Origin of the sequence: Polynucleobacter sp. AP-Nino-20-G2 (genome assembly GCF_018688235.1) — a bacterium.
In the GTDB taxonomy this organism is placed as follows: domain Bacteria; phylum Pseudomonadota; class Gammaproteobacteria; order Burkholderiales; family Burkholderiaceae; genus Polynucleobacter.
Map to the genome: position 1 here is coordinate 1,597,085 of NZ_CP061313.1, position 15,085 is coordinate 1,612,169.

The 15,085-nt window shown below is 42.0% G+C and carries 14 protein-coding genes; 5 read left to right on the forward strand and 9 right to left on the reverse strand.

The window, feature by feature from the left end; translation table 11 throughout:
- Nucleotides 1-103: 103 nt before the first annotated feature.
- Entirely contained in the window at nt 104-919 is an 816-nt protein-coding gene (locus tag FD960_RS08355; RefSeq protein ID WP_215298604.1) for an alpha/beta hydrolase, read from the reverse strand.
- 55 nt (nt 920-974) lie between these two features.
- Here FD960_RS08355 and FD960_RS08360 point away from each other — a divergent pair, with 55 nt between their 5' ends.
- The 5 genes from FD960_RS08360 to FD960_RS08380 all read left to right on the forward strand — a co-directional run bounded on the left by FD960_RS08360 (nt 975) and on the right by FD960_RS08380 (nt 5,190).
- Nucleotides 975-2,153: an amidase gene (locus FD960_RS08360; RefSeq protein ID WP_215298605.1), complete on the forward strand. Its 1,179-nt coding sequence runs from the start codon at nt 975-977 to the stop codon at nt 2,151-2,153.
- Between the two features lie 67 nt (nt 2,154-2,220).
- The gene (locus tag FD960_RS08365) at nt 2,221-3,216 is read left to right on the forward strand and encodes an ABC transporter substrate-binding protein (RefSeq protein WP_215298606.1); all 996 of its coding nucleotides are present in this window, start codon (nt 2,221-2,223) and stop codon (nt 3,214-3,216) included.
- 2 nt (nt 3,217-3,218) lie between these two features.
- Nucleotides 3,219-3,992: an ABC transporter permease gene (locus tag FD960_RS08370; RefSeq protein ID WP_215298607.1), complete on the forward strand. Its 774-nt coding sequence runs from the start codon at nt 3,219-3,221 to the stop codon at nt 3,990-3,992.
- Nucleotides 3,989-4,759 (forward strand): ABC transporter ATP-binding protein, encoded by a 771-nt coding sequence (locus FD960_RS08375; protein ID WP_215298608.1) that lies wholly within the window; start codon nt 3,989-3,991, stop codon nt 4,757-4,759. Before FD960_RS08370 ends, FD960_RS08375 begins: the two co-directional genes overlap by 4 nt.
- Before the next feature lie 5 nt (nt 4,760-4,764).
- Entirely contained in the window at nt 4,765-5,190 is a 426-nt protein-coding gene (locus FD960_RS08380) for a lipocalin-like domain-containing protein (RefSeq protein ID WP_215298609.1), read from the forward strand.
- Here the strand turns inward: FD960_RS08380 and FD960_RS08385 are convergent.
- The 8 genes from FD960_RS08385 to FD960_RS08420 all read right to left on the reverse strand — a co-directional run bounded on the left by FD960_RS08385 (nt 5,187) and on the right by FD960_RS08420 (nt 15,070).
- On the reverse strand, nt 5,187-7,622 hold the full coding sequence (locus FD960_RS08385; RefSeq protein WP_215298610.1) for an ATP-binding cassette domain-containing protein: 2,436 nt from the start codon (nt 7,620-7,622) through the stop codon (nt 5,187-5,189). The two genes, FD960_RS08380 and FD960_RS08385, sit on opposite strands and share 4 nt — an antisense overlap.
- Entirely contained in the window at nt 7,619-8,491 is an 873-nt protein-coding gene (locus FD960_RS08390) for a branched-chain amino acid ABC transporter permease (RefSeq protein WP_215298611.1), read from the reverse strand. The genes FD960_RS08385 and FD960_RS08390 overlap by 4 nt, the downstream gene beginning before the upstream one ends.
- A gap of 30 nt (nt 8,492-8,521) precedes the next feature.
- Nucleotides 8,522-9,691, reverse strand: coding sequence for an ABC transporter substrate-binding protein (locus tag FD960_RS08395; RefSeq protein ID WP_215298613.1), 1,170 nt, complete (start codon nt 9,689-9,691; stop codon nt 8,522-8,524).
- A 32-nt stretch (nt 9,692-9,723) separates the two neighbouring features.
- Nucleotides 9,724-10,950 carry an amidohydrolase family protein gene (locus FD960_RS08400; protein ID WP_215298615.1) on the reverse strand — a complete coding sequence of 409 codons (1,227 nt, stop codon included), beginning with the start codon at nt 10,948-10,950 and terminating at the stop codon, nt 9,724-9,726.
- Between the two features lie 378 nt (nt 10,951-11,328).
- A complete protein-coding gene (locus FD960_RS08405) occupies nt 11,329-12,675 on the reverse strand; it encodes a hypothetical protein (protein ID WP_215298617.1) in 1,347 nt (448 codons plus the stop codon).
- A gap of 145 nt (nt 12,676-12,820) precedes the next feature.
- Entirely contained in the window at nt 12,821-13,393 is a 573-nt protein-coding gene (locus FD960_RS08410) for a hypothetical protein (RefSeq protein WP_215298619.1), read from the reverse strand.
- Nucleotides 13,394-14,351: 958 nt separating this feature from the next.
- On the reverse strand, nt 14,352-14,732 hold the full coding sequence (locus FD960_RS08415) for a hypothetical protein (protein ID WP_215298621.1): 381 nt from the start codon (nt 14,730-14,732) through the stop codon (nt 14,352-14,354).
- Between the two features lie 11 nt (nt 14,733-14,743).
- Nucleotides 14,744-15,070, reverse strand: a complete 327-nt coding sequence (locus FD960_RS08420) for a heavy-metal-associated domain-containing protein (protein ID WP_011903508.1) — start codon at nt 15,068-15,070, stop codon at nt 14,744-14,746.
- Between the last annotated feature and the right edge of the window lie 15 nt (nt 15,071-15,085).

Below are 15,085 nucleotides of genomic sequence, written 5' to 3' on the forward strand. Positions count from 1 at the left end.
AAAATAAAGCCCTTGAATGCAGATTCAGGGGCTTTTTCATTACAGAAACTGAAGAATTTAGTGCAACGGTCTATATGTCCGCTGGTCATTTATTCATGGAAACTTAAGCTAGGCGGCTGTTTAAGGATTTAAATATTTCCCCGCTCTTGTCGGTGAGTTCATCCATTATTGTGTAGTGATTTTTTTCGAGTATATTTTTAAAACTACCTGCAGCTTTGAATGAACTTCTATAGCTCGCAAAATCAATTGACTGCCTCTGCATCTCAGGTAACTCAGCTCCACCTACAAAGACATCTAATGGCTTAATGAGATCTTGTTGAAGTAGCATAGGAGAATTTTTTAATACGGCGCTCTCATCTAGCTGTAGTTTGTCATTGATGTAGCAGTGCTTCATCGGCTCTAAATCATAAATTCCACTAATCGCAGTTCCACCTAGAACGCAGTCTTCATCCTGAACCATGGATACGAGATGGGCACCCGCAGACCAACCTAAAAGCCATATCTTTTGAGAAGCAATGTTCTGCTCTTTCATATAAGCTCTAATTGCTTTTAGACCATCTCTTACGTCCTGAATAATTTCATTCATATTAGCATGGGGTGCCAATCGATATCCAAGCATGGCAACACTAAAACCAGCCTCAACTAATGGCGGGGCAATAAAAGTAAAGTCGTCCTTAGATCGCATTTGCCAAAACCCGCCATGCAGAAAGACAATCACGGGAGCATTATTGCCTGCGGAAAAAAAATCAAAGGATTGAGATTTAGAATTCCCATATGAAATATCGCGATCACCATGGAGCCTTTCCTTGGCGGAGATACTAGACTGAACCCATGACTGCACAATCTCCGAACTCTTAGCAACGGCTAAGGAATTGTTATAAGCCTTATCTAAATCTTCTTTGGATAAATTTTTCCACATGCCCTAAACTCCTTATGTAGCTTCTAGATTCTAAATACTCTTTCAATTTTCCATTATGCCCACAATCTTCGAACGCGATATCGTCAATGCTTTCTGTAAAGAAGCGCCGATAGAGATTATTTCTGACGACTCCGGTCCACTGAGTGGACTTACTTTTGGCGTGAAAGATGTATTTGATATTGCCAATGTTCCCACCGGATTCGGAAGCCCAGCTTGGCTTAATACACACCCCATTCCCAGCAAGACCGCCCCTTTTATCTCAAGCCTTGTTGATGCTGGTGCATCACTAGTTGGCAAAACACATACTGATGAGCTGACCTATAGCATTTTGGGTATAAACGCACATTACGGCACCCCTATAAATACGGCCGCTCCTGATAGAGCTCCGGGCGGATCATCCAGTGGATCAGCCGCTGCAGTTGCCGCCAAATTAGTTGACTTTGCTATTGGCTCAGATACTGGTGGCTCTGTTAGGACCCCAGCAAGTTTTTGCGGTATTTATGGCTTCCGCCCAACCCATGGCCGTATAAGCCTTGAGAATGCTCGTCCACTCGCAAAAAGTTTTGATACCTTAGGATGGTTTGCGCGCGATCCAGAAATTCTCCTGAGGGTTGGCGAAACCCTTCTCAATGAAACTCGCGCTACTAAATCAAAACCATCCTACTTTTTCTTAAAAGAGGCATTTGATTTATTGCCCGCTAATGTTGCCGAACAGGCAAAAGAAGCTATTGCACTTCGACTAGGAAATTCTCCAATTTCTACTGTGAGTATCGGTAATCATGACCTTCAAGAATGGGCAGAAACTTTCCGCATTCTTCAAGGAGCAGAAATCTGGAAAGAGCATGGGGAATGGGCCAAGGAGCACTTTAATGAAATGGGGCCGGGGATAAAAGAGCGCTTTGAGGCTGCTAGCTTGATCACGGAAGAGCAACGGAAAGCTGCCCTACTAAAAAAAATTCAAGTGATATCAATCCTTGATCAATTGCTCACCGAGAATACCTACCTCATACTGCCAACAGTAATTGATATTGCCCCTCGCCTGAATTCCACACCCGGCGAATTAGATGCCTTTCGAAAAAATAGCTTCAAACTACTATGCATCGCTGGTCTTTGTGGACTTCCACAAGTGACTTTACCCTTGCTTACTGTTGAACATGCACCATTTGGGGTATCCATCCTGGCCAAGCAAAATATGGATATGCCCCTTTTGAGTGAAATCAGTGCACCAAAGTGAAGAATAGTAATCGTTAACACCTACAAGTTAGCCTTAGGATGCATACATTACTTAAAGGAATGGATGCATGAACACAAAACAATACTCAAGACGTAATGCTTTAGTACTCGGACTTAAATCTAGTCTTGCTTTGGCCATGGGATCTATGGGCCTTAGCGCAAAAGCACAAGAAAAGAAGTTACTAATTGGTTATTGGCCAATTGCAGCTGGTCTACCTTTTTATGCTGCTGTAGAACGCGGCCTCTTTAAGCAAGCCGGAGTAAATGTCGAGGCTGTGAAGTTTGCAAGCCCAAACCAGGTAGTTGAAGCCATGATCGCTGGCAGGATTGATGGTTGCGCAAACGGGGTAGCCATTACAGCGCTTGCCTTAGCGGATGCCCAGTCACCTGGCTCAATCAAATTCACCTGCATGAATTATGCAAACGAAAAATATATCTTGGACCAAGTGATTGTTCCAATCAATTCCAGCATTAAAGGAATTTCTGAACTTGCTGGTAAAAAAGTGGCTTGTGGCCCTGGAATTAATAACGTTACCCTTGCTAAAGCTGTACTCGCAGGGGCAGGAGCAACCAATGCGCAAGTCATTGAATTACCGATTGCTCAAATTCTTCCAGCTTTAGTAGCCGGTCAAATTGATGGCGCTTATGTACTAGAGCCAACTGCCGTTATTGGAAAACAACAAAAAATCTCTCGCTCAATTGGCGCAGGAGTTGTATCGAAATATGTTTTGGGTGACAACCTTCCATGGATTGGTGGTGCTGCTGCCCTAAACACAAAGACACTCAAAGAAAAAGCTGACTTAGTTAATGGATTCCTTAAGGGATATGCGGGGGGTGTTGATTATGTTCGCAAAGAAGGTATGGCTGCTAATCAATACCTAAAGGGCTACACAGCGATTGACGGTGATTTAGCAAAAGAAGTACCAATTAGCGGATACATTCAATATAACGAAGTGAAAGCTGCTGATGTAAAGGCTTTGCAAAGATTATTTGATGTCTTTACCGAGCGTAAGGTGTTTGAAAAACCGATCTCGGCACTAACACTCATCTACAAGCAGTCCTAATAATGAATTTGAAACATCGTAAGCACCTATTTATGGTGCTTCCCTTTATTGGGCCGATCCTGCTTTATCTACTCTGGTCACTAACACTATCGGCCAAGTGGGTATCACCAACCTTGCTACCTGCTCCGGATGCAACCTTTGAATACATGGGTCACCTTTTTGTTACGGGCGCTATTTTCAAGGACCTCTGGGCTACTGTTCTTCGTACCTTCTATGCATTTCTGATTGCATGCGTTATTGGCGTTCCTCTTGGAGTCATTTTAGGCAGCTCAGTACCAGCCTACAGAAGTGTTGAATTTTTGATTGATTTTTTCAGATCAACACCATCTTCAGCATTGATTCCTTTGTTTATGCTGATCTTCGGTATTACTGATATTAATAAAATTGCTATCGCTGCTTTTGCAGCTGTACTTGTCATTCTCTTCAATAGCGCGTATGGCGTAATGAATGCTAAGAAAACTCGAGTGATGGCTGCCAAGACTATGGGCATTAGTAACTTCCATATCTTCAAGGACGTACTGCTCATGGAAAGCCTACCGCAAACCTTTGTAGGACTTAGAACCGGTGTATCTCTCGCACTGGTCATTGTGATTGTTGCCGAGATGTTCATTGGATCTGAGGCTGGTCTTGGACATCGAATTATCGATGCCCAGCAAGTCTTCAATATCAAAGATATGTATAGCTCAATCCTTATTACCGGCGCTCTTGGTTACGCTCTCAATTTAATCTTTATGGCAACTGAATCGAAGTTAGTTCACTGGAGCGGAAAAGCATGAGTCAAAATCCGCCACGCACGCACGTCACTATTAAGAACTTATGCAAAGAGTTTGGCGGCGCAACCCTTTATAAAGACTTTAATTTTGAAATTCCGTATGGAAAGATTGTTTCTATATTTGGTCCAAATGGATGTGGAAAATCTACCCTCATTAATATGATCGCAGGGTTAATACCCTATGACTCTGGTCAGGTTTTGTTTGATGGAAAAGATTTAAAAGATACCAAGATTGGTTATGTATTTCAAAACTACAGAGATGCTCTATTTCCGTGGATGAGTTCCCGTGACAATATCGCCTATCCGCTGAGGCGCACTGGAATGAGCGAGGCTAAGGTAGCAGCTCGCGTTGAAGAATTGGTTCAGCTATTTGAAATTAGATTCAATCTGGATCTATACCCTTATGAGCTGTCTGGGGGGCAACAGCAAACCATATCAATCATGAGGGCCTTAGCGCCCAAGCCAGAGATACTCTTCTTAGATGAGCCATTCTCAGCCTTAGACTTTGAAATGACACTTTTCATCAGAGAAAAGCTGCAAGAAGCCAATATTGCTACCGGAACAACGATGATGATCGTCTCACATGATCTTGAGGATGCAGTCTTTCTAGCTGATGAAATCCTCCTTCTCACAAGAAGGCCAACGGCGATTGCCTCTCTTTTGTATTTTGATATGCCAAAACCACGCTTACCTGAAGCAGTGAGTCATCCCGATTTCATTCAGATCAAATCAAAAGCACTTGAAATCTTTCAGGCAGAGATGCGAAAATAAGCCTCATGGAAAGCAAAAAGTCGCTTGTAGGGACATGGAAACTATTCTCCTATGAGGTTGAGGTCAAAGAATCTGGTGAGTTTTTTTATCCTCTGGGAGAAAATCCTACTGGATTCATCTGCATTACTGAGAACAACCATGTCATGGTGACGCTTACTGGTGAAGGTCGGAAGCCAGCCTCAAGCAGCGAAGACAGTACAGAGTTATTAAATAGCTTAGTGTCCTATGCAGGTACTTATCGCATAGAGGGTAATGAGTGGATCACGAGCGTTCAGGTTGCCTGGAAGCCTGATTGGGTTAACACCGAGCAAAGACGTCAATTTGAAATCAAAGATAACCATCTGCGTGTTTTGACTACTTGGCGCGTCATGCCTAATTGGGCAGATAAAGGTCTACAGCGTAGCATTTTGACCTTTGTTAAAACAGATTAACCTTCTCCCAAATACTCGCTAATCATTTCTTCTGATTGCAACAGATCTGCTGCATTACCTTCTAAGGTAATTTTTCCAGAAGAAAATACATATCCACGATCAGCAATCTGCAATACGGTTTTCGCGAACTGATCTACCACCATTAATCCTGTACCCTCGCCTGCAATTTTTTGGATTGCCTGATAAACCTCAGCCACTAGCTTAGGCGCAAGGCCTAAGGATGGCTCATCTAATAGAAGCAAGTCTGGCGCAGACATCATTGCCCTTCCAAACGCCAGCATTTGCTGCTCACCGCCCGAAAGAGTTCCAGCAGCTTGATTAAAACGTTCTCGCAAACGCGGGAAAAGCGTGAGTATCTCTTCAACTCTTTGCTTTCGAATAGAAGCAGATTTTGTATAACCACCCAGTAATAAATTTTCTCCAACCGTTAACTCTGGAAATACCTGCCTACCCTCCGGGACAAGAGCTAATCCAAGCGATACCCGTTGATGCCCGGGGATACCGGATATATCCTTGCCCTTAAATAGAATAGCTCCCTTACTGGGAATTAATCCCGACAGCGCCTTCATTAACGTAGATTTACCCGCACCATTTGCCCCAAGCAAAGCTAAGGTCTCATGATTTTTCGCAAGGAGGTCAATGTCCTTCAAGACCGATAAATTGCCATAGCCAGCCGATAAATTTCTAATCTCTAAAACTGTTTTTGGATCTAGATTTTCCGTCTTAGGAACAACGTGAAGCTTTGCAACTCCCAGATAGGCTTCGATGACTTGAGGCATCTCGCGCACCTTCTCAGGCGCACCCTGGGCAATTACATGGCCACTATCTAGCACGACGATTTCATCACAAGTACCCATGATCAGCCTGACATCATGCTCAACTAGCAATATTCGAATGCCAAGACCGGCAAGATAGCCGAGCAATTGACTCAATTCGTCTTTTTCTTTTGCAGACAATCCAGCAGCGGGCTCGTCCAACAAGATTAGGTCTGGATTACAAGCTAGTGCCCGCGCAATCTCAACTAGACGACGGTCGACAAACGCTAGATCACTCGCATAGCAGTCTAACTCTTGCTTATAACCAACTAAATTGAGCAATTCAAAAATGATGAAGTCATGATCAACCCCTTTTGGCAAAGCTATGTATAAATTTTCATAGACTGTAAGTGAGCCAAATAATTGGGTCGCCTGAAACGTTCTTGCAATACCAAGGCCAGCTTGTTGGTAAGTTGGATGTGATGATAAATTTTCATCTAAGCGACTTACATGACCACTTCCGGCCTGATAAAAACCGCTAATTAAATTCAGTAGCGTAGTCTTACCGGCACCATTTGGCCCAATAAGGCCTACGACTTTTCCAGGCTCGATTGAAAAACTGACACTACTAACGGCTTTCACTCCACCAAAACGAATAGAAAGATCGTCTATCTTTAATAAGCCTTTTCGGAGTCCCGCTTTAAGCCATTGATCAATATTGCCCTTTCCAATTAGTTTCTTCGGGTTTTTAGAGCTTGCTTTCACTTCATAAAGAGAGGCAATTCCATTTGGGCGAATCCAAAGAATTAAAACTAACAATATTCCAAAGACAAGGATTCGATACTCAGCTAATCCAGATAAGACTTCGGGTAGACCCGCAATAATGATGGCACCAATAACTGGTCCAGTAAGGGTTCCCACTCCACCTAAGATAGTGAGCAAAAGAAATAAAATAGATTGGAATAAATTAAAATTTTCAGGGCTAATAAATCCCACCATTGGAGCAAAAAGGGCTCCAGCCAATCCAGTGATCCCCGCAGAAATTGCAAAAGCAAAACTACGAATTTGAACCGGATTTATCCCAATAGCAATCGAAGCGGCTTCGGCATCGCTAGAAGCTTTAAGTGATTTACTAAATCGTGATTTAGTAAGGAAGGAATAAGCAAAACCAGTTAATACTGCAATTAAGACAATTAACCCAACATGCCAGCGGATATCAAATACAAGCCCAAATAGACTAGGCTTATCGATATCAGAAATACCGTTAAATCCTCCGGTAATTGGCTCCGCTTCAATGATGATATTTTCCAATATCAGTCCAAATGCAATAGTCACCATTGCTAGATACGGACCCTTGACTCGTAGCGCGGGCGCAGCCAAAATTAAACCTAAGGCAAATGCTAACAATATGCCTATAGGCAAAGTCTGCCAAAAACTAAATCCGTATTTAGTAGTGAGAATTGCTTCGGTGTACGCGCCAATTGCAAAAAAGGCAGCGTGCCCTATTGATATCTGCCCAGCAATACCAATCAACAAGGCCAAGCCATAGCCAACCATTGAAAAGATACCGGCCATGCCCAATATGTAGAGCCAATAGGTATTCGGAGAAAAAATAACACCAAATATGCCTAATAAAATTAGGAGGCTAGCCACTACTGCTGTTGAATTGATCTTCATACCTTATAAACCCCTTTTTTTCCAAAGAGGCCATTTGGTTTGAAGATCAGGATAATGATAAGCAGGCCAAAACCCAGAATTTCTCTAAATGCAGAAGGCAATTGGGCGGCAACAATGGATTCAAAAACGCCGTAGCCAATTCCAGCTACGAGACAACCTGGAGCACTCAATATCCCACCAATAATTGCAGCTGCAAATGCTTTTAAACCAATCAGAGTGCCCATGCCGGCAGAGACATTTAATTTTGGCGCAATTAACATTCCCGCCAGACCCGCTAGAGCTGTTGAGACTACATACGCCAAAATAATTAATTTTTTAACATTAATGCCCTGAAGGATTGCGGCATCTCGATTTTGAGCTGCAGCTAATAATGCTCTGCCAACAATGGTTTTTTTAGATAAGAGCCATAGCATTAGCGCGACACTGATGCCTACTGCAGGAATAATGAATTCAATCGGATAAATTCCTGCATTGAATAAACGAATAGGCTCAGAAATAGACGGCATAGGAATACTCCTAGGCTCCTGGCCGAAAGTGAATCGAACGATATTTTCTAAAATAATTCCAAAGGCAATAGTAGATAGCAGCCAGGAAACGGAATTATTTTGACAAAAAGGCCGAACGAAGAAACGTTCAACAATCATTCCGAGCAACCCAGAAAATAGCAAAACTAGCGGAACAGCAATAAAAATATCAAGGCCTAGACGTGTATGCAGTTCATAAAACATGACTGCACCAAACATCAGTGTAGCGCCAAGAGAAAAATTAACGGTATTTGAAACTACAAAGGTAATGTGGTACCCCAGCGCCAGTAGTCCGTAAATGCTCCCCGTTGCTAAGCCTGCAATTAATACATCTAAAGAAATCATAATTTAAGGATAGTAGCGGGGGTGATTGAATTAATTAACAGGTACGGCAGCATTGCCAACAAAGTGAACCCAAATGTAGTCACGATCTGTGAGCGCATCTTGGCTTTCAGCTGAAAATGGTTTCTTGTAAGTCTTGATTAATCCCTTGTATTCAGGGAGGTCGTAATATGCTTCGCGAATTTTTTCGCCATTAGTTGAGCCAGCTTTATTAATTGCTAGCGCTGTCAGCATAGTTGCATCATATGCATTAGCAGTGCCTACAGGGGCTACGATGTCATTAACGCCCTTGATCTCTGGATAGCGTTTTTTCAGTTCTGCAATTACCTTATCGCCAACTGGACTTTGTTTGCCAAAGAAACTATAAGTCTGGACAAAAACAACATCCTTATAGCGAGGACCTGCTAATTCATCAAAGCGGCCACCTGAAATACCCCAATGTGAAACTACTGGAACATTCCAATTCATACGCTCCATAGATTTCATTACTTGTGCTGCAACTCCAGTATTACCAACTAAAATAATGGAATCAGCACCAGCATTTTTAAGGCGTGTTAATTGAGCTGTAGTATCAATATCGTTGACGTTGTATTTTTCTTGACCTGCTAGCGTGATATTGAGGGCGGCGGCGGCTTTTTCTAAGCCCTTCATATTTGAATCGCCCCATGGGTTATTAACCAACATAGATCCTGGGCGCTTTGACTTAAATTTATCTTGCGCATACTTGAGCATTCCAGCATCTACACGCTCATCAACAGCCGAGACCCTAAACATATAGTTAGGATTTTTATTATTGTTAGTAATGCCTGTACCAGCTGCCCAAACACCCATATAAGGTGTCTTTAATTCTGACATCACGTTAATTAAGGACATTGATACGGGCGTATCGATTCCTCCAAACACTACAGCAACCTTTTCCTTCTCAATTAGTTCTCTTGCGGCCAATTGACCTTTGGCTGGATTGGACTCGTCATCACGTCTTACCAAAACCAATTTCTTACCACCAAGCACGCCACCTTTTGCATTAATTTCATCAATCGCCACCGTCATTCCACGAGTAATAGATTCTCCAGAAAGCGCTGAGTCCCCAGACAATGCTGCTACAAGACCAATTTTTACTTGCTCTTGTGCGCTAGTGGGGGTTGAGAGAAACACTAAAGGAAGGAGCAAAGATCCTAAATATTGAGTTGGAGTGAGTTTCATAGATTTACCTTTTTAGCAAAAGTGAAGTTAAGTTAAATGTGATGTGGGTGATGAATTTCTACTGCATTTCTTGTAAAGCTACGACGACCATTCTTGAGTCCAAATAAGGGGATAGCTAACTCAGCAATGGCTTGCGAAGAAGATGTGCAATCAAGCACAACTAAATTTGCCGGGTGATTTACTTCAATGCCATAGTTAGATAAACGCATTAATTGAGCAGATCTAGTGGTCACCATATCTAGACAGTCATGGAAATTGGGCTCGCTAACATGGGCAATATTTGCATACAGATTTGCCATGCGAATCAATGAGCAATCACCAAAAGGGGTAAAGGGATTCAACACATTATTCGTGGAAAGACTGCAATTGACTCCATGCTTTAGCATTTCATGGACGCGTACAACACCACGGTTATGGCTACAGGTATGGTCTCGTCCCATCAAATAAAGATCTGTTGAAGGTAATACCGTTACTGCCACACCAGAATCGGAAAGCTTTCGAGTGACGTCACCTAAGTGCTCTGTTGGGAGATAAGTCAGCTTAGTTACATGCCCAATAGCTACTCGTCCGCCATAGTTAAATTCTTTTGTTTTTTGGCATACGTATTCAACGTCTAAATAGTCAGCGTTATTTCCGAAATCAAGATGCATATCGATATCTGCATCGAAATCCTTAGCAATACGAAATACTCGATCTATTTGCTCTCTCGAATCTGCGTCTGTATATGGCGCCGCACCCACCACTCTGGCACCCATTTTCATTGACTCAATCATTAATTCTTCGGTACCAGGGTTATTAGTTAATCCCTCTTGTGGAAAAACACATACTTCAACATCAATAGCCCACTTATATTGATCAATTGCAGCAAAAACACCCTCAAGCCCTCGAAGGCCAATAACAGGATCAACCTCGACATGGGTCCGCATATGCATCGTGCCATGAGATATTGATTTTTCTAGAGTCTTACAAGCCCGCTCGAAAACATCATCTTGAGTAAACGATTTCTTCTGTAGTGCAACTTGGCTTATAGCCTCTTCAATTGTTCCTGTAGTGCTGTGGCAGCGAGACAAGATACATGACTTATCAAGATGAATATGAGTTTCACAAAAAGGTGGAACGACCAGGCGCTCGCCTAGATCGAGGATTTCATGAGCCTCAGAAAGACTCTTCTCAATAGCAACAATCATTCCCTGATTGATGCCAATATCTACTGTCTCTGTACGTCCGTTAATTCGGGCGTTTTTTAATATTAAATCCATGACATTCACTAAGTTGAGACCAAAAAATTGAAAGCGCACTACAAGCAATTGAGCTATGAAGTTGCGATGTCTACATACCTATGAATTTAGACGTGCCTTAGGGGTCTCACCCTAGTCACTGCACCGAACTAGTGCGCATATAAATACCTTAGCCTTTAAATAGTGCAGTTTCATCACTAAATTGGCCAGAATGAAGGAACTTGATTAAAGAAAAAATACTACAGAAAAGCTATGCAATTCACTTTTAGATAAATATAGCTAAATAGCAGTGAAATTCAGCGTTGTTGTGAGTCCGTCAGCATCTAACTAGGCCTTTTAATCCATTGGTCGCGAGAGTTCTCGATCGCAAGCGTTACTTAAAGTAACGCTTGTCCTGACCTAAGCTGCCCGTAACTTCCGTTCTGCCCGCTTCTTACTAGGATAGTTGTCCGCAGCCTTACTATCAGCCTCAAGCAGCTTTCTAGTATTGGCTCCGCGTAATTGCTCAATAGCCTGTATTACCTGTAGGTGACTATAGTGCCGCTCAATCATCAAGACGCTAGTACCCATCTGCTTAGCTAGTGTATGAATAGGTACCATATCGTGAGTAAGTGCCAATGTGGCATAGGTATGGCGCAAGCTATAGAACACCCGCTTTTGATTGGTCTTGGGATCTATGAGCAAACCGTGGTCTGCTAAGAAGCCGTCGAACATATGGTTAAGTACATCACTTAAATCCCTGCCTTCTTTGGTTCTAAAGATGTAGTCATCGTTAGTGGGTTTAATCAGCTCAGCCAAAGGATCTTTAATTGAGCTAGCCACTCCGTAGTTTCTAAGCGCAATCCGCTCTAAGACTCTGATGCTTGGTAAGCGTCCAATAATCTGCCTTTGCCCTGTTTTACCTTTAACCGTCATCTCACAGCTACGGTTAAGACTATGCACCTCAATGACTTCACCCTCTTCATCCAATTGATCTGTGACTGTACTAATGGGGTTCATCATGAAACGGATTTGCTTCCATTTCATATCGAGTAACTCAATGCCTGGTCTTGCGCCCGTATCTACCAACATTTCCACATAGTCTCTAAGAATTTCACGGCGCTCACGTACATCCTTGGTTCTGCCTGACTCTATGTATGGGCCCAGTAGTTTTAATAAAGCTCTAAGCTCATGAAGCTCAAACGCTGGGCGACGCACACTCTCCTTAGTCTTGCCATCCAGTTTAGGGCGATTACTTTCAGTTAAGTAACCTCGTACGATAGCTTCATCAAAGACTCTGTTAAATGCAGCATTTTGAGTCTTTCGATTACTATTGGATATTGCCAAGCCATACCTAGCTTCACGATCATCGTAGTAATGCTGCAGGGCATCGTAATCGATATTGGTAATAAGTCTTTGCCCAAGACTGGGGATGAAATGCTCATTAATAATGCGGATGTAGTCTTTGTAGATTGACTTACCCAAACCACCCTTTAAATCTCGCTCCATGCGATCAATTGCTAGCATAGCGATATCTTTAAAGCGTTTGGTTACTACTGGAATACCAGAGCGCTTGCGTATTTCTGCTTCTACTAATAGCTCTTTAGCTTTATTGACTGCCAAGTCAAGCTGGGTTTCTTTGGTAGTAGCCCGTATCCACTTGTTATCCACCTTATAGCGACATTGCCATACGGCACTATGCTCGCGTTGATAGAGGGTTAGGTTACGGTGTATGAGTTGATGTGTACTTTCTTTTTTAGTTGCCATACATATACTTTAGCTTCAGAGCCCCAGCTAGAGCAACCAAGTTGGCTGAATTTTTCAGGTCAATTTAGCCAAAAGAAAGTATGGCTAAGAGTGGAGATTATTGGGGAGATTGCGGGGAACGAGCGTTACTTAAAGTAACGCTTATCTATGATGTGCTAATTGCTATTTCTATTTGAGATATTTTTTCAAGATAAAAATCTAGACCAATTGCTGCAATGATATGCGGGGTTTCGGTAGAAATATCTTTACCTGCACATATTTTAGGCGGATCAAATTTTTTCCCACAATTGATTACCGAAATAATATGTAAAGAATCAATTTTGAATTCAATATCAAAATTTCCCTCTATTACTAAATTATCGGGCGCTTTTCCACCTTCAAGAATTCCTCTAATTATTTTTCCACCACCTAATCCGCCTGTAATTTTTGTATAACCTCCAGCCTTATCGGTAATCTGACGCATAGAATGCTCATCCGAATTTCTTGCTTGCATTAGGTAGGCTATTAAAGGATCTGAATTTCTAGCCGTGTTTATAGCATCAATTACCCTTTTAGCTCGCTTATCATTTTTATATAAATCTTTTAGCTTATTAAAGCCTCTATCTAAATTGTGTAGAAATTCTTTCCAATACTCTTCATACTCCTCTAGATTAGATACTGAGGACATGAGCTCTATTAGCTCTTTAGCTTTCTCGAATTCTTTAATTTTTTTCTGCATACCTAATTATGGACAAAAAAATACCAACCCGAAGGTTGGTATTTTCATTTCTGGTGGGCCCACCAGGACTTGAACCTGGGACCAAAGGATTCCGGTTTGTGTTAGTTTCCTAACTCCCTGGACTATGCCTTCATCATATTGATTGCTCAACTTAGATGGGTGCCGTCTAGTCTCTACACCTTCAACAGCACTTTCATACTGAAGCTTGGCTCGGCGTTAGCTTGTGCAGCTTTTGGCTACCTTTAGCTTTCTCCGAATTTGACACCATCCCTTATGCAGTTTCCACGCATAAGGCACAACTTTCGCTATGAGTCCTCTGCTCTAACCAACTGAGCTATGGGCCCTAAAACTTTACATTTACTACACACCTTACTGCTGGTGTTTTTTACTGCAAAACCACACTAAAACCGCATTTACTACACACCTCGGTTTTTGCTTCGGTGTGTAAGCGGTGTGTAAGCAATTTTGACTACCTAATTCACCACTAACCTCTTGAATCTATTGAGGTCTTTGTTACAAGACCCCTAGGGCTTCTTTCTTATGAGAAGAATAACTCTTATTATGGCTATATAGAATATAGCTTAGACGTTAATTTAGCAAAGTGTAGAAGAGAATGTAGAAGCAGTTTGTGAAATTATTAGATTAATATTTAATAGTTTTAAAGCTGCACTTAAACAGCATCTCTTTCATTGTGTTGCTTTAAATTTTCAGCAATTCATTTAAACGATTTGCACCCATCACATATTTGAATTCGCGTTCGTTAGAGTTGTCTGCGCTTGAATTCCAAAATACATAGCAATACGTTTAAAACGATTTACCGCCTGCTATGAGCTGCTTCTTGCTGGCTTTAGACATACTGCTCTAATAAAGAGCTTTGACTGCTGCCGACCCAAAGCAGCCATAAAAAGAAAAACCACCCGAAGGTGGTTTGAACTTTTGAATGATGGACTTATTATTTTTAACTTGAAAACAGTGGTTGCACAAAAGCAAACCAACCCCCGGTTAAATAAAGCAATAAGCTCAGGCTATAAACGATTAATGAAGCCTTACGAGTTCTCATACAGGCATCTCTTAATACGGGATCGGTTGGACATGGAGCAAATCTACCGCGCCATTGCATATAACCACTAATAGAGAGCATCACTCCCGCAAAAATAAACACTTCTACCTTGTGCTCACTAATCCATACGATCTTTGGAAAGATAGGGATAAATGTGGATAAAGTAGCACCCGCTCCTAAAGCGACCAATAAGGCTGGTATTGCACAACAGATTAAAGTGCTTGAACTGGCAAAGAGCGTAGCAACGCTGGTAAGGAGATTGCTTTTGGGTGCAATCATTTTTTCAGGAATCATTTGTTGGCCACCAGTTCTGCTTTGAGTTCTGCAACACTTTTAGGTACTGACTCTACTTTGACGATGTCATACCCTGCGTCCTTGACTTCCTCAATTATGGCTTTTTGATCTAAAGCCATACCCTCTTTTGGCTCCACAACAACGGTCTTTTGTTTGAGATCCACATAGACGGCCTTGGTTGATGGCATTTTAGAAATCCGTTTTTCAATGCCTTGAGCACAAAAAGCGCAGACCATGCCATTAACTGTTGCTTTCATGCTAGTCACAGCAAATGCTGGGGATAAAGTGAGGGCTAAGAGCGTTGCTATAAAAATCTTTTTCATTTTGTAATCCTTGTT